14 protein-coding genes are annotated in these 15807 nt (G+C 64.7%); 3 read left to right on the forward strand and 11 right to left on the reverse strand.

Annotation, left to right across the window (positions count from 1 at the left end; genetic code table 11):
* Positions 1-105 precede the first annotated feature (105 nt).
* Both JG743_RS15850 and JG743_RS15855 read right to left on the reverse strand, forming a co-directional pair.
* On the reverse strand, positions 106-759 hold the full coding sequence (locus JG743_RS15850) for a hypothetical protein (protein ID WP_202302155.1): 654 nt from the start codon (positions 757-759) through the stop codon (positions 106-108).
* A complete protein-coding gene (locus tag JG743_RS15855) occupies positions 756-1055 on the reverse strand; it encodes a DUF3572 domain-containing protein (RefSeq protein ID WP_202302157.1) in 300 nt (99 codons plus the stop codon). The genes JG743_RS15850 and JG743_RS15855 overlap by 4 nt, the downstream gene beginning before the upstream one ends.
* Positions 1056-1279: 224 nt before the next feature.
* On the opposite strand from JG743_RS15855, the gene JG743_RS15860 reads away from it, so the two are divergent.
* Positions 1280-1651 (forward strand): response regulator, encoded by a 372-nt coding sequence (locus JG743_RS15860; protein ID WP_023667574.1) that lies wholly within the window; start codon positions 1280-1282, stop codon positions 1649-1651.
* Between the two features lie 27 nt (positions 1652-1678).
* Positions 1679-3052, forward strand: coding sequence for a PleD family two-component system response regulator (locus JG743_RS15865; RefSeq protein ID WP_202302159.1), 1374 nt, complete (start codon positions 1679-1681; stop codon positions 3050-3052).
* Between the two features lie 417 nt (positions 3053-3469).
* Here the strand turns inward: JG743_RS15865 and rpmG are convergent, their stop codons facing one another.
* The 8 genes from rpmG to JG743_RS15905 all read right to left on the reverse strand — a co-directional run bounded on the left by rpmG (position 3470) and on the right by JG743_RS15905 (position 12511).
* Positions 3470-3637, reverse strand: coding sequence for a 50S ribosomal protein L33 (gene rpmG / locus JG743_RS15870; protein WP_006201775.1), 168 nt, complete (start codon positions 3635-3637; stop codon positions 3470-3472).
* A gap of 186 nt (positions 3638-3823) precedes the next feature.
* Complete coding sequence (locus JG743_RS15875; RefSeq protein ID WP_202302161.1) at positions 3824-4282, reverse strand: hypothetical protein; 459 nt, start codon at positions 4280-4282, stop codon at positions 3824-3826.
* A gap of 79 nt (positions 4283-4361) precedes the next feature.
* Positions 4362-5537 carry an MFS transporter gene (locus tag JG743_RS15880; protein WP_202302163.1) on the reverse strand — a complete coding sequence of 392 codons (1176 nt, stop codon included), beginning with the start codon at positions 5535-5537 and terminating at the stop codon, positions 4362-4364.
* Between the two features lie 16 nt (positions 5538-5553).
* Positions 5554-6285, reverse strand: a complete 732-nt coding sequence (locus JG743_RS15885; RefSeq protein WP_244673159.1) for an NUDIX hydrolase — start codon at positions 6283-6285, stop codon at positions 5554-5556.
* 180 nt (positions 6286-6465) lie between these two features.
* Complete coding sequence (locus JG743_RS15890; protein ID WP_446720910.1) at positions 6466-6900, reverse strand: DUF983 domain-containing protein; 435 nt, start codon at positions 6898-6900, stop codon at positions 6466-6468.
* A 17-nt stretch (positions 6901-6917) separates the two neighbouring features.
* Positions 6918-9224 (reverse strand): ribonuclease R, encoded by a 2307-nt coding sequence (gene rnr, locus JG743_RS15895; protein ID WP_202302169.1) that lies wholly within the window; start codon positions 9222-9224, stop codon positions 6918-6920.
* 6 nt (positions 9225-9230) lie between these two features.
* On the reverse strand, positions 9231-11798 hold the full coding sequence (gene topA, locus JG743_RS15900) for a type I DNA topoisomerase (protein WP_202302171.1): 2568 nt from the start codon (positions 11796-11798) through the stop codon (positions 9231-9233).
* A 335-nt stretch (positions 11799-12133) separates the two neighbouring features.
* Positions 12134-12511: a COG4315 family predicted lipoprotein gene (locus JG743_RS15905; protein ID WP_202302173.1), complete on the reverse strand. Its 378-nt coding sequence runs from the start codon at positions 12509-12511 to the stop codon at positions 12134-12136.
* A gap of 182 nt (positions 12512-12693) precedes the next feature.
* Between JG743_RS15905 and JG743_RS15910 the strand changes: the two genes are divergently transcribed.
* Entirely contained in the window at positions 12694-13440 is a 747-nt protein-coding gene (locus JG743_RS15910; protein ID WP_202302175.1) for a cytochrome c biogenesis CcdA family protein, read from the forward strand.
* Positions 13441-13555: 115 nt separating this feature from the next.
* Here the strand turns inward: JG743_RS15910 and JG743_RS15915 are convergent, their stop codons facing one another.
* The gene (locus tag JG743_RS15915) at positions 13556-15295 is read right to left on the reverse strand and encodes an adenylate/guanylate cyclase domain-containing protein (RefSeq protein WP_202302177.1); all 1740 of its coding nucleotides are present in this window, start codon (positions 15293-15295) and stop codon (positions 13556-13558) included.
* Between the last annotated feature and the right edge of the window lie 512 nt (positions 15296-15807).

Genomic DNA, 15807 nt, shown 5'->3' on the forward strand with positions numbered 1-15807 from the left:
TCTTCCATCTGGAATTGATAGAGTGGTTCCCGGTGAACCACTCTATGTCTTTGTTTTCACGCAATGCCGGAGGGAAAACCGTCTCATGGTTTCCCGGAATTTTCTCTAAAGCCCGAGCGTGGTGACGATTTTCGGCGCGGCGTCGTGCCAGTTCTCGACGGTGACGATGCCGTCCGGCACCGGTGGCAGGAAGGCGCGCAGCGAATTGTCGGCCATCAGGTGGAAGAGATGCGCGTCGGCGACCGAGCTCCGCACCGACACAAGGTTGTGCGGCTGGTCGTCGACGAACGCCACCGGCCGCCCTTTGTTGCCGCGCAATTTGGCGACGGCCGGTCCTTTCGCCATCTCCGTCGTCAGAAGCGGGTAGGTCAGCCCGAGTGCGTCGAGATGGGCGCGGCGCACCGCGCGGTGCTTGTGCGGCATGGCCGTCAAGAGCACGATCTCGGCGCGGCCGCCAAATGTTGACAGCGCTTGCGCCGCGCCGTCGGTGACGCTTTGCCATTCAGCCTGGGCGTCGAAGAACTCACCGAGCAGAGCTGTCACCTCCGCCTGCTCGATCAGCCGACCGCTCGCCGTCTCGGCGATGTTGCCGGTGAGGCGGAACGAGGCGAGCGTCAGGCCGAACCCGCGCGATTTCAGGAAATGCGGGAACGGCCGGATGAATTCCAGCACGACGTCATCGACGTCGAGCACCAAGAGCGGCCGGTTGTCCGCGGCAAGCTCCTCGATCTGCCGCGCTGTCTCGGGATCGTCGCTCATATCGAGCGCTCATGGTCGTCACTACCGAGCGGCAGCGCCCGCAAGGCCTTGCCGACGGCGGCAGGCGGCGTGCCTGTCTCCTCTGCAAAGCGCAGCAACGTCGGCTCATGGGCAAGGATGAACTGCAGGACCCCGGCGAGGAACCCCGGCTCGCTCGCCGCCCGCCTGATCGATTGCGCCTCGATGCCGGTGATCGCCAGGAAGCGCGGCAGGAGCTCCGGATCGGCGGCAACGAAGCCGAGTGCCCTGATGGCAAGAGCTTCCGCTTCCTCGCGCATTGACGCTGCGTTTGCCATGACTACCTTTTGTGCGTGGAGTTTGAGTCTCTCCGCAGTAACGGCAAGCGTCGCTTGCGGCAAGCCATCACCCTGCGCGGGCCGGAATCCGGACAGTTTTTGGAACGGCCGGTTTCCGTTTCGTCAATCATATTGGCGTAGAGTGGATATGGGTTGGGTGCGATCCGGCAAGGACGCGCATGACGATGGTCTTCGGCGACGAGGACCGTCGGGATGGGAAATCTATGCCTAAGAAGGTCATGATCGTCGAGGACAATGAGCTTAACATGAAGCTCTTTCGCGACCTCATCGAGGCCAGCGGTTACGAAACTGTTCGCACGCGCAATGGCCTGGAGGCGCTTGATCTGGCGCGCCAGCACCGGCCCGACCTGATCCTGATGGACATCCAGTTGCCCGAAGTGTCGGGGCTGGAGGTGACCAAATGGCTCAAGGAGGATGACGACCTCCATTCGATCCCGGTCATCGCGGTGACCGCATTCGCCATGAAGGGCGACGAGGAGCGCATCCGCCAGGGGGGCTGCGAGGCCTATATCTCGAAGCCGATCTCGGTGCCGCGCTTTATCGAGACCATCAAATCCTACCTGGGCGACGCCTGATGTGCAGCCAAGCCGGAGCCTTGTGAAATGACCGCGCGGATCCTCGTCGTTGACGATATCCCTGCCAATGTCAGGCTGCTCGAGGTAAGGCTACTGGCCGAGTATTTCGAGGTGCTGACCGCTTCCAACGGGCCGGACGCCATCGAGACCTGCGAGAACGGCAAGGTCGACGTCGTGCTGCTCGACGTGATGATGCCCGACATGGACGGCTTCGAAGTCTGCCGTCGGCTGAAGAGCGACCCGGCGACCTCGCACATTCCGGTCGTCATGATCACCGCGCTCGACCAGGTCTCCGATCGGGTGCGCGGCCTCGAAGCCGGCGCCGACGATTTCCTGACCAAGCCGGTCAACGACCTGCAACTGATGACGCGCGTCAAGAGCCTGGTCCGGCTGAAGTCGCTGACCGACGAACTGCGCCTGCGCGCCTCGACCACACGCAACATCGGCATCGAGGAACTGTTGAGCCGCAACTTCGCCGCCGAGGATGTGAAGCCGAAGGTGCTCCTGATCGACGAGCGCAAATCCTCCTTCGAGCGCATCCAGAAGATGCTGCGCAGCAGCGCCGAGGTCGACGTCGCTACCGATCCCAATGCCGGTTTCTTCCAGGCCGCTGAAACGCCCTACGAATGCGTGCTGATCTCGACGGCCTTCGCCGATTTCGATCCGCTGAGATTGTGCTCGCAACTGCGCTCGCTCGACCGCACCCGCTTCCTGCCGATCATCCTGCTTGCCGACGTAGGCGAAGAGGGGCGCATCATCCGCGGCCTCGAACTCGGCATCAACGACTATCTGACGCGGCCGGTGGACCAGCAGGAGCTGACGGCAAGGCTGCGCACCCAGGTGCGCCGCAAGCGCTACAACGACCAGCTCCGCGCCAGCGTCACCCAGACCATCGAGATGGCGGTGACGGACGGGCTGACCGGCCTGCACAACCGCCGCTACCTCGACAGCCACCTGCAGACGCTGTTCGACCGCGCGGTGGCGCGGCGGCGGCCGCTTTCGGTGATGATCACCGACCTCGACCGCTTCAAATCGATCAACGATGCGCATGGCCATGACGGAGGCGACGACGTGCTGCGCGAGTTCGCCCGGCGGTTGCGCAAGAACGTGCGCGGCATCGATCTCGCCTGCCGTTTCGGCGGCGAGGAGTTCGTGGTGGTCATGCCCGACACGGAGGGCGCGGTGGCGGAGAAGGTCGCCGAACGGATCCGCGCCGAGATTGCCCAACTGCCGTTCGTGATCGGCGATGAGGGCAAGGCCATCGAGGTCACCGTCAGCGTCGGCGTGTCGTCTCTGCTGAAGGGCGCCGACACGGTCGCGGCCCTGATGAAGCGGGCCGATCTCGCCCTCTATGAGGCCAAAAGCGGCGGGCGAAACCGCGTCGTCGCCAAGGCGGCGTAAGGCCCGGGCGCCAATTATCCGGTCAATCCGACACGGTTAGCAATTTACCTTAATCCAAGCGATTCGCGAGGCTTGGTTAAGAAACTGTTGATTTTCATAAGGTCTTGCGCAAATGTACAGCATAGACAAAACGAGGCCGGCACGAGGGTAGACCGCCGGATCGTTCCGACAAATACCCCATGATGCTCAGGTCCGCCGCATCTCCTGGGTCCGTGGGGTCGGCCGGCCGGCGCTGGCACATAGTGGCCTCCTCGTACCGCTGCCAAACGCCGACCGGCCCCCTTTTTCAAGAAGCCGACGTCAGGACCTTTCGCCACAACGGCGGAGGTCCTGTTTTCTATGGGGCAGGCGATTCGCTGGCCTAAACAAAAACGCCGCCCATGGGGCGGCGTTTTGGCATTCTCGGAGGAAACCGGATTACTTGATCTTGGTTTCCTTGAATTCGACGTGCTTCTTGGCGACCGGATCGTACTTGCGGAACGACAGCTTGTCCGTCTTGGTGCGGCTGTTCTTGCTGGTCACGTAGAAGAAACCGGTGTCGGCGGTCGACAGAAGCTTGATCTTGATGTTTGCGGCTTTGGCCATGATGTTCGTCCGTTAATGTTCGTGGAGTTTTGGCCGCTAGAGCACGGGGAAAACACCCGGACGCGGGAAACTTGGCGCGACACATAAAGAACGCGCCCGGAAAGTCAAGCCCGGGCGGGCGTCGGCGGCATCAGATGCGCCGACCGCCGGCAACGTTGGGCCGGCAGCCGGCGGTGGAAACATGGCTCAAGCGTCTTCCCTGACCGGCGAGGCGGCCTTCTTCCAATCGCCCGCCGTGTTCCACCAGCGGTTGGGATTGGCGCGGTCGTCAAGGCCTTTCGAACGGCTGGCAAGCAGCGGCTGGATGCGGATCACCGGCTCCTCGTAGCTGTGCGCCTGGTAGATCGCCTCGACGACCTGCGCGGCCAGGACCTGGTCGTCCGGCAATTCGAACGACACCTCGACGGTGCCGGGCCGCTGCCGCAACACCGTCTCGGCGCCGGCCGCCGCACCGTCGAGCGGCCGGTAGCGCTCGACGCCGTCGGCCGACTGGAAGGCGTTGCTGTCGTAGTTGCCCATGCCGAGCGGCGTGATGGCGATTACGGCGTCCATGATGCGGTCGACATCGGCGGCCGGCGCCTGGAAGCTGACAAGCAGCAGCAACTGCATCCGCACGGATTTGGTTTCGAAGCCACTGTCGATCATATGATATCTCCCTGCTTGTAGAGCGTTGGGTATAGCAGGGGTGCTCCTGACACGGTGATGTCAGCAGCGTGGCCTGATTCTACAGGACTTTGCGGATCAGCCGGACGCCAACCAGCCCGATATAGGCGGCAAAGAACAGGCCGAGCGACCAGCCGAAGCCGGAGGGGCCAAAGATGTCCATGCCGACACCGATCGCCTGCGGGCCAAGGACCATGCCAACGCCATAGCAGAGCACGAAGGCGGCGTTGGCGGAGGCAAGCTCATGGCCAGACAGTTGCGAGCCGAGATGGGCAAGGCCGATCGTGTAGAGGGCGGCGACCACGCCGCCCCAGACGAACAGAAGGGCCGCCATCAGGTGCCAATTGCTGGCGAAATGCGGCATGAAGATCGTGCCGGCAAGCCCGACGGCGGCGCAGGCCAGCAGCAGATGACGGCGATCGGAAACGCGGTCGCTGATCATGCCGATCGGGATCTGCAGCAGCACGTTGCCAAGGCCGATCATGGTGAGTAGCAGGGCGGCGTCGGCCTCGGAATAGCCGATGCGGTTGCCATAGACGGGGAACAGCGCGAAGCCGCCGGTCTCGACGGCGCCGAACACCAGCACCGCGAAGGTCGCGGTCGGCACCAGCCAGATGTAGCGGAGAAAGTGGCTGGTCTCGCTGTCGGCGACGATCGTCGGGCTCTCGTTGCGCGCCGCCAGCACCGGAATGGCGGCCAGCGTCACCAGGCCTATGGTGACGCCGAAGGGCAGGAAGCCGGAGCTGCCGAGATGGGCAAACAGCCATGGCCCGGCGGCGAAGCCGAGCGACAGCACGGTGGCGTAGATGCCGAGCACCAGGCCGCGCCGGTGCGGCGGCGCCGAGGTGCTGATCCAGAACTCCGACAGGATGAACAGCACCGTCAGCGCGATGTGCAGCACGACGCGGAGCGGAAACCACATCCAGAAATCCGGCGCGAAATGGAAGCCGACAAAGGCCAGCGCGCCGGCGGCGATCATCATCAGCATCGTCCAGGCGACACCAAGCCGCATGGCAAGCGGGGTGGCGAGCGGCGCGCCGGCGATCGAGGCAAGGCCGGCGACCGCGGTGTTGAGGCCGATCATCGAGGCCGAATGACCGCGCGTTTCCAGGATGACGCTCAGCAGCGGCATGCCGAGGCCGATGGCGATGCCGACGACGCTGATCGAGGAGATGGCAGCGATCATCGGCAGCCAGTGTACGCGTTCGTCGCCCTGTTCTTGGGTATCGACCGTCATGGGATGCCTGATTAGCCTAGAGGATTTCGCGGGTGAAGCGGTTACGGACACGTCGGAAGAGAGGCACCGACCCGCCGGGATGCAGCAGCGGATCATCGGTGAGCCGCTTTGCCAGCTCGTCCAGGATCATCCCGGTGATGTCGGGGATGTCGGCCTCCCTGGCCTTGGCGAGCGGCAGCCAGACCAGTTCCTCCAGCTCGTTGGTCGGGCCGCCGTCAGCCAGTTCAACCGCGACGTCGCCGCGCCAGGCGCTGAAGAAACGCGTGTCGAAGCGGCGCACCCGGTTCGGCGGCGTGATCGCGCGGGCGATGAAGCGCAGCGCCTCCAGCGAGGGTACGACGCCATGTTCGGCAAAGCCCTGCCAGTCGCGCCTGGTGGTGGTGAAGGCGCCCTTGCGGCCGATGAGCAGGCCGGCTTCCTCATAGGTTTCGCGAATCGCCGAAAGCGCGATGGCGCGGGCGCGGGCCACGCTGGTGCGGCCGAGGCCGGCGGTCAGGTTGGCTTCTTCCTTGGGGTGGAGGGCTGTGGCGACGGCAATGCGGCTGTCGGCCGGATCGGTGCGGCCGCCTGGAAAGACGAACTTGCCGGGCATGAAGGCGTGGCCGGCATGGCGGCGGCCCATCAGCACCAGCACCTCGTCGCCCTTGCGGTCTAGCAGGATCAATGTCGCGGCATCGCGCGGGCGCAACGGCTTTGCGGCAGGCGCGGCGGTGCTCGGCTCAAGCTTGTCGACATTCGCTTTGGTCATTCCGTCCCCGAGCTGATGCATGTCGCCCAAACGCCGTATCTCGCTTGGGGACGATGACATGCATGAAAGCAAAGATCTGAAGCGCGTCGCGTGGTCCCGTTCATATGCGAGGCGCTTTAGCGGAAACTTCCCGCATGCGAAAGTGGCGTTCAGCCGCCGCCGATTGCGCCAGCCCCGAAGTCAAGCCTCGGGATGGTGCTCGATGACATCCTCTTCGCCGCCGAAGCCGTGCATATAGAGGGCCCATTGCAGGCCGATGACGGCGCCCTTGACCGGCTGCAGCAGCACAACCGCCAGAAGGATGGTTAGCGGCACCCAGATGAGGATGTGCTGCCAGGTGGAGAGCGTGGAGGTCGCCTCGACGCCCATGAAGGCGCCAAGCACGATATGGCCGACGATGACAACCACCAGATAGGCGGGCAGGTCGTCGGCGCGGTGATGGTAAAGTTCTTCGCCGCAATGGTCACATTTGTCGACGGTCTTGACATAGGCACGGAACAGCTTGCCCTCGCCGCAATGCGGGCAGCGGCCAAGCAGGCCGCGCTTCATCGCCGTCCACAGCGGGCGGGCGGCGCGGCCCGAATGGTGCTCGCCGCCGAAAACCTGGTCTTCCATCTGCAATTGCCTTGCCATCACCGTCTCCTGCCGCGCTGGCCCGGGCGCGATTGCGACGCGCGGGCGCGGCCCTTGGCCTTATGGAACGACCGCTTGGAGCCGGGCAGCGGCTTCGGGTCGGTCAGCATTTCGAAACGCATCGCGCCGGCCATAGGCGCCACCTCGATCAGGCGAACCTCGACGCGATCGGCAAGCTGATAACCCTTGCCGGTGCGTTCTCCGAAAAGCGATCGGGCAGTTTCGTCGTATATATAGTAATCGCCGTCCAGACTTGACACCGGGATGAAACCATCCGCGCCGTACTGCGGCAATTGGACAAATAGTCCCGCCTTGGTGACGCCGGAGATGCGCGCGTCGAAACGCTCGTCGACGCGCTCGGCGAGATAGGCGGCGACCAGCCGGTCGACCGTGTCGCGCTCCGCCGCCATGGCGCGGCGCTCGGTGGCGGAGATCAGCGCCGAGACCTCCTCCAGCCGTTCGGCTTCCTGCTGCGTCAGGCCGCCCGGGCCGAGGCCGAGTGCGGCAATCAGTCCGCGATGCACGATCAAGTCGGCATAGCGGCGGATCGGCGAGGTGAAATGCGCGTAGCGTTTCAGATTGAGGCCGAAATGGCCGATGTTCTTCGGCGAATATTCGGCCTGGCTCTGCGAGCGCAGCACCACTTCGTTGACCAGCGCCTCATTGTCGGCGCCCCGCACGCGCTCCAGGATGCCGTTGAACTGGTTCGGCCGCATCTGCGCGCCGCGCGCCAGCGACAGGCCGAGCGTCTGCAGAAATTCGCGCAGCGATTCCTGCTTGGCCAGCGAAGGCGCGTCGTGGATGCGGTAGACCAGAGACTCCTTCTTCGCCTCCAGCGTTTCGGCGGCCGCGACATTGGCCTGGATCATGAACTCCTCGATCAGCTTGTGGGCATCGAGGCGATCGGGCACGACGACGCGGTCGACCGTGCCGTCCTCCTTGAGCAGGATCTTGCGCTCCGGCAGGTCGAGCTCGAGCGGCTGGCGGCCGTCACGGCCGCGCTTCAGCACCGCATAGGCATCCCATAGCGGCTTCAGCACCGTCGCGAGGATCGGCCCGGTCTTGTCGTCCGGCATGCCGTCTATGGCCGCCTGCGCCTGCGTATAGGCAAGCTTGGCCGCCGACTTCATCATGATCCGGTGGAAGGAGTGGCGAAGCTTGCGGCCGTCGGCCGCAAACGTCATGCGCACGGCGAGCGCCGGCCGGTCCTGGCCTTCGCGCAGCGAACAAAGGTCGTTGGAAATGCGCTCCGGCAGCATCGGCACGACGCGATCCGGGAAATAGACCGAATTGCCGCGCTTCAAGGCCTCGCGGTCGAGTGCTGTGCCGTAGCGGACGTAAGCCGCGACATCGGCGATCGCCACGGTGACCAGCATGCCGCCGGGGTTCTTCTCGTCCTGGTCGGGCGCGGCGAACACCGCGTCGTCATGATCCTTGGCGTCGGCCGGATCGATGGTGATCAGCGGCAGGTCGCGCCAGTCCTCGCGGCCGGCAAGCGTGGCGGGCTTCACCGCATCGGCTTCGGCGATGACGTCGGCCGGAAAGACGTGCGGGATGTCGTGCGCGTGGATGGCGATCATCGAGACCGCCTTCTCGCTGGTCAGCGAGCCGAGAACGCTGAGCACCTTGGCCCTCGGCAGCCCGTAACGGGAGGCGCGCGCGGGCTCGACCTCAACCAGGTCGCCGTTCCTGGCGCCGTTCTGGAATTCCTTGTCGACGATCAGTTCGGGCTGGCGCCGCTCCACCGGCTCGATGCGGAACGTGCCGTCCTTCAACACGCGAAAGACGCCGAGCACGGCATCGCTGCGCTTCTCGAAGATCTTCATCACCCGCCCGGTATAGGCAGGGCCGGACGGATCGTCGGTCGGGAAGGTCTTGGCGAGCACCCGGTCGCCTATGCCCGGCGTGGGGCCGTTGCTTCCACGCGAAACGCGGATGGAGACGACCGGCGGCGAGCCGGCGCCGCTATATTCGCTCGGTTGCGCCAGCAGCACGCCATCGCCGTCGCGGCCAAATATGTCGAGCACGGAGACATGGGGCAGGGCGCCGGCGCGGGTGAGCCGCTTGCGTTCCTTGGTCAGCAGGCCCTCGTCCTGCAGGTCGCGCAACAGATCCTTCAGCCAGATACGGTCCTCGCCGCGCAGCGCGAACGCCTTGGCGATCTCGCGCTTGCCGGAACGGTCCGGGTTCTCGGCGATGTAGCGCAGGACCTCGTCGCGCGACGGACGGTAGTCGTCCTTGACCTTGGCCCTGGTGTCGGCGGTGCGCGGATCGCCGTGGGTTCGTCCGGAGATCCTGCGCGCCACGCCCTGCTATCCTTTTTTCGCCGCCTTGCGGAACGGCTTCTTGCCGCCACCGCCCTTGGCCTCTTTTTCGGCGATCAGCGCCAGCGCGTCCTCGACCGTCACCGACTGCGGATCCTTGCCCTTGGGCAGCGTCGCATTGACCTTGCCGTAATTGACATAGGGCCCGTATTTGCCGTCGCGCACGACGATCTTACCGCCGCCGTCGGGGTGGTCGCCGAGGTCCTTGAGCGCCGCGGGCGTGGCGCCATTGCGGCCGCCCTTGCCCTTCAGCTGTTTCTCCGCGATCACCGACACGGCACGGTTGAGGCCGATCGAGAACACGTCCTCGATGCTGTCGAGATTGGCGTAGGTGCCGTCATGCAGCACGAAGGGGCCGTAGCGACCGAGGCCAGCCGAGATCATCTTGCCGGATTCCGGGTGCTTGCCGACGTCGCGCGGCAGCGCCAGCAGCGCCAGCGCCTTCTCATGGTCGATCTGCTCGGCCGTCCAGCCCTTGGGCAGGCTGGAGCGCTTGGCCTCCTTGCCTTCGCCTCGCTGGATATAAGGGCCGAAGCGGCCACTGCGCAGCGTGATTTCCTCGGCCGTGTAGGGGTCCTTGCCGATCAGCCTTGTGCCGTCCTCGCCATTGCCGTTCTCGCCATTGGGATTGGCGGCATCGCCGAGCTGGCGGGTGAAGGAGCATTCGGGATAATTCGAGCAGCCGACGAAGGCGCCGAACTTGCCAAGCTTCAGCGACAGGTTGCCGGTGCCGCATTTCGGGCAAATGCGAGGATTTGAGCCGTCTTCCCGTGCGGGAAACACCAGCGGCGCCAATTCGTCGTTGAGCGCATCGAGCACGTCGGTGACGCGCAATTCCTTGATGTCGTCGACCGCGCCGGAAAAATCCTTCCAGAAATCGCGCAGCACGTCCTTCCAGGCGAGCTTGCCGTCGGAAATCTCGTCGAGCTTTTCCTCGAGCGAGGCGGTGAAGTCATATTCGACATAGCGCTCGAAGAAGCTTTCGAGGAAGGCCGACAGCAGACGGCCCTTGGCCTGCGGCACCAGCTTGCGGCGGTCGATGGTGACGTAGTCGCGGTCTTCCAGCGTTTTCAGGATCGCCGTGTAGGTCGACGGGCGGCCGATGCCGAGCTCTTCCAGCTTCTTGATCAGCGACGCTTCGGAATAGCGCGGCGGCGGCTCGGTGGTGTGCTGGGTGGCGTTGATCGCCTGGCGGGCAAGCTGTTCGCCGGCGCGGATCTCGGGCAGGCGGCGGCTTTCCTCGTCCTCCGCATCCTCGTCCTTCTGGTCGGTATAGGCGGCGATGAAGCCGTCGAAGCGAACCACCGAACCGACGGCGCGAAGCTCGGCGGTGCGGGCGCCGTTGACCGCCTCGATTTCGACCGTGGTGCGCTCGATCTCGGCCGGCTGCATCTGGCTGGCGATGGCGCGCTTCCAGATCAGTTCGTAGAGGCGGGCCTGGTCGGCATCGAGATATTGCCGGACAGATGCCGGCGTGCGCTTGAAATCGGTCGGGCGGATCGCCTCATGCGCTTCCTGGGCGTTCTTGGCCTTGGTCGTGTAGAAGCGCGGCTTTTCCGGCAGGTATTTCGGACCGAATTCGCTGACGATGGCATCGCGGGCGGCGTCGATCGCCTCCGGCGCCATCTGCACGCCGTCGGTTCGCATATAGGTGATCAGGCCAGCGGTCTCGCCGCCGATGTCCATGCCCTCATAGAGGCGCTGCGCCACCTGCATGGTGCGGGTGGCCGAAAAGCCGAGGCCCGACGAGGCGGCCTGCTGCAAGGTCGAGGTGGTGAAGGGCGGGCCCGGATTGCGCTTGGTGGGCTTGGCTTCGACCGAAAGTGCCTTGAAAACAGCACCTTCGAGCATCGCCTTGATGTCGTCGGCCTGCGCCTTGTTGGCGATGTCGAGTTTTTGCAGCTTCTTGCCGGCAAAGGCGGTCAGCCGCGCCTCGAAACTGTCGTTGCGCGGCGTGTTGAGGATGGCCGCGATCTGCCAGTATTCCTCGCGGATGAAGCGCTCGATCTCCAATTCGCGGTCGCAGACGAGGCGCAGCGCCACCGACTGCACACGGCCGGCCGAGCGGGCGCCGGGCAGCTTGCGCCACAGCACCGGCGACAGCGTGAAGCCGACCAGATAGTCGAGCGCACGGCGGGCGAGATAGGCGTCGACCAGCGGCACGTCGATCTGGCGCGGATTGGCCATCGCATCCAGCACCGAGGCTTTGGTGATGGCGTTGAAGACGACGCGGCTGACCGGCTTATCCTTCAGCGCGCGCTTCTGCTTCAGCACTTCCAGCACATGCCAGGAAATCGCCTCGCCCTCGCGATCCGGGTCGGTGGCGAGGATCAGGCCGTCGGCGTCCTTGACCGCCTTGGCGATGTCGGCGAGGCGCTTGCCCGAGGCGGTATCGACCGACCAGGACATGGCGAAATCCTCGTCCGGGCGCACCGAGCCATCCTTGGCCGGCAGATCGCGGACGTGACCGAACGAGGCCAGAACCTTATAGTTCTTGCCGAGATACTTGTTGATTGTCTTTGCCTTGGCCGGCGATTCGACGACGACGACGTCCATGAGGTCTCATATCAGCTGTGGGGCAGCGGAAGAATTCCACTGCGCACGACGCGTTCTTTTTCGTCGCTCACATGGCCGTGCTTTTGCCATCGGTCAAGGGCAAGCGGCCAAAATGCGGGGACGTCTGCGGCAATACACTCTTAGAGTGTATGGCGAAGACCACATAATTTCGGGAAGGGCCGCTCGTGCATCGAGCCACCGGATCGACCATGTGATTCGAGCGAGTCAGAGCAGCGGCAATGCCGGTTCCAAGCGGGTGCGATGAGCGTTCCCGGCACGGCAGAACTGGCCGCCGGATGTATCCGGCAGCCAGCCGATGTTCGGCGTGTCGGAGCTCAGTCGGCCTTGACGATGTGCCAGACGCCGGCGACCCCGTCGCCCGCTACGTCACCAGCCTTCTTGTCCTTGACGAAGGTGTAGACCGGCTTGCCGTCATAGGCCCACATCTTGGTGCCGTCGGTGCGGTCGACGACCGTCCACTCGTCATCCGCCTTGGCGCCGGCCTCGGCCTTCAGCGGCGGCCAGTTGGTGGCGCATTTGTCGTAGCAATTCGATTTGCCCTTCTCGTCCTTATCGTAAGTGTAGAGCGTCATGCCCATGGCATCGGTGTAGATCTTGGTGCCGCCGACCTCGGCTTCCCTCCACGCCTCGGCGGCCTGGGATGCGGCGGTGCCGAGCAAAAGCGCGGCCAATCCAGCGATGATCGTTTTCATGGAAATCTCCCTGACGTGATCCAAACGAAGCCTGCGGAACTCGCGGCCTCTTTCCGGTCAACGCATTCGAGGTGCTGTTTCTTCCAATCCGGCCACGGAGCGGCGACTTGCCACGTGATGGTGATTGGCGAAGACGCTATTCCGTCGCTATATCGGCGCCAGCACAAACGGAATGGCACGAAATGGCATTGGATATCGGCTATGTCAGCGCGGTCGGAGCGGGGGCGATCTCGTTCCTGTCGCCTTGCGTGCTGCCGTTAGTGCCGCCCTACCTCTGCTACATGGCCGGCGTTTCGGTCGATGATTTCCGCGGCGATGCCGGCGCCACCGCCAGGGCCGGCGCTCGCGGCGCGCTGATTGCGTCCTCCATCGCCTTCGTGCTCGGCTTCTCCACCGTGTTCGTGGCGCTCGGCGCCGGCGCCTCGACCATCGGCCACTGGCTGCGCGTCTGGCAGGAACCGCTGGCGATGATGGCCGGTGCGCTCATTATCCTGATGGGCCTCAACTTCCTCGGCATCCTGCGCATCCCGCTGCTGTCGCGCGAGGCACGCTTCCAGTCACAGGGCAAGCCCGCCAGTTTGGTCGCCGCCTACATCATGGGGCTGGCCTTCGCTTTCGGCTGGACGCCTTGCATCGGCCCGGTGCTGGGGCCGATCCTGACGCTGGCGGGCGGGCGCGAGACGGTGGGCGAGGGGGCGCTGCTGCTTGCCGCCTATTCGCTCGGCCTCGGTATCCCGTTCCTGATCGCGGCGCTGTTTTCCGGTGCCTTCATGCGCTTCCTCGGCAAATTCCGCGTCCATCTCGGCCGCGTCGAAAAGGCGATCGGTGCGCTGCTGGTCGTCGCCGGCGTGTTCTTCCTCACCGGCGGCGTGCAGAGCGCGTCCTACTGGCTGCTGGAGACTTTCCCGGCGCTGGGGCGGCTGGGGTAGCTTGCCACTTTGTGCGCAGGATCGAACTGCGGACCTGCTGACTAAGGCTAAGGACTTCGGACGTCGCCTGGCCGGACGTGACGCGCAGGAGAGGGCATCCTTGCAGCCGCGGCGATCATTCCGGCACGCCGGCGATGCCCAATGCCTCGACGTAACGCTCGGCGAAAACCTTGTCCCGCCACGGGTTGATCTGTCTCTGCAGGCTGAGCGTGTAGGTCGGGAACGCCTCCATCAGCCGCAGGGCTGCCGCCTGCGCTTCGTCCAGCCGGTTGAGTTTGACCAGCGCCATGATCACCACCCGGTGCGAGGAGCCGTAGTTCGGCATCTCGTGCAGCGCGCGTTCTCCCCATGCCAGCGCTTCCTCGTAGCGCTCGAGCATCAGGTAGCTCATGCCGATGCCGGAGAGCGCGATGCCCTTCTCGGGGTCGACCGGGCTCAGCCGCATTGCCCTGTGAAAGTGCTCGATCGCGACGAGCGGGCGGCTCGCATGTGCGTTCACCCAACCGCTGCCCGTATGGCCCTGCGCCGAATTGGGGTTGAGCAGCAGGGATCGTTCGATCGTGCGCAGCGCCATCTCGTAGTCCTTCGCGCTGTAGGCGATCACCTGCGCGGCGAAGCGTAGGCTCGTGGGGTCGTCGCGCGCTTCCGCCAGTACCTCGCGCGCCATGCGCGCGGCGACGCGGGTATCGTCGGGCTCATGCCAGCACTGGCTCACGGACAGGCTGCGGACATAGGCGCCGAGTCCCTTCGCCAAGCTGAAGCCAGGGTCGATGCTGAGCGCCTCGTTGGTGAGCCGGCGCACATCGGCAAAGCCTTCGCGCGTCATGCTGTAGAAGCGCGGCAGCGCGCGAAGGTAGAGGTCGTAGGCGCTGATGTAGTCGGTCGGCTTCATGCGCGCCTGCTTGATCTCCTCCAGCCGGATGCTCGGCTCGACAGCGCCGACGACGCTCTCGGTCACCTTGTCCTGCAGATCGAAGATGTCGCTGACGTCGCCCTCGAAGCGGTCGGTCCAGACATGGTGTCCGCTGATTGCGTCCACCAACTGCCCACTGATGCGCACCCGCGATCCGGCTCTGCGGATGCTGCCTTCGAGCACGTAGCGGACGCCCAGCTCGCGCCCGACCTGGCGTAGGTCCACCGCCCGGCCCTTGTAGGTGAAGGACGAGTTGCGGGCGATCACGAAGAAGGAGTTCACCCGGCTCAATCCCGTGATGATGTCCTCCACCAGCCCGTCGGCGAAGTATTCCTGGTCGGGGTCGCCGCTCATGTTGGTGAAAGGCAGAACCGCGATCGAGGGTTTCTCGGGCAGGGGAGGCGGTACCGACGCACTGGCGTCGGCCTCCACGCGGTAGGCGCGGACAGGCCGCTCGATGTTCTTGAGGCGCAAGTCGCCGAGTGGCGTGAAGCCGCAGTCGAGCTTGCCCTGAAGGTGGTCGAAGGCGGTGCCCGAGACGACCACGGTGCCGGGATCGGCGATGCCTTCGAGGCGGGCGGCGATGTTGACCCCGTCACCGTAGATGTCGCCGTCCTCCTCGCAGATCACGTCGCCGAGATTGACGCCGATGCGGAAGCGAATCCGCTGTTCCTCGGACGTCTCCGCCTCGCGTTCCGCCAAGGCCTGCTGGATCGCCATCGCCGAGGTCACCGCATTGACGACGCTCGCGAACTCGCACAGCATGCCGTCGCCGGTGCGCTTGACGATCCGACCCTGGTGCTCGGAGATCAGCGGTTCGAGGAGGTCCTTGCGGTAGATTTTCAGCCGCTCGAGCGTACCGCGCTCGTCGCGCTCCATCAGGCGCGAATAGCCGACCACGTCGCAAGCCAGGATCGCTGCGAGGTGGCGCTGCGCGGTCATTGCACCGCTCAACCAAGCGCCTGCACGCTGGTCGCCCCGCGTCCATGTCCTGCCAGCCTCCAGACGCCCCACGCGCATGGTATTCATCTCTCCCAGTCTCCGCCCGTCTCTCCCAGTCTCCGCCGTTTCGCCGATACAGGACGGAGAACGCAGCTTGGCCTTGCCTTCACGAGATTTCGCCATCCCGCCTGCGAGGCGTAGAGCGCTCCAGTCACTGCGCTAACAGGCTTCTGGGGACGCTGACGCACCACTCCCAGAAGGCCGGAGATATTTCCTGTCTTGTGTAACCGGTTGACGCCACCGCGGCAGTGCTTTTGTATCGGATATCACACCAGACGTTCGTGCTTGGAGGTGCCGAGGGTCGGCAAGTGGTGCAACGCTGCCGTCCGAAGCCGGAGTGTGTCGGCTTGAGGCCGGAAAAGCGGCAGGCGACGACTTTAATAGCCAGGCAAATGGACCGTGCCGCCATTTTCATATGAAGTATCAAAAAGATAGAACGCAGAATTCCCCAA

It is taken from the genome of Mesorhizobium sp. 131-2-1 (assembly GCF_016756535.1).
Classification (GTDB): Bacteria; Pseudomonadota; Alphaproteobacteria; order Rhizobiales; family Rhizobiaceae; genus Mesorhizobium.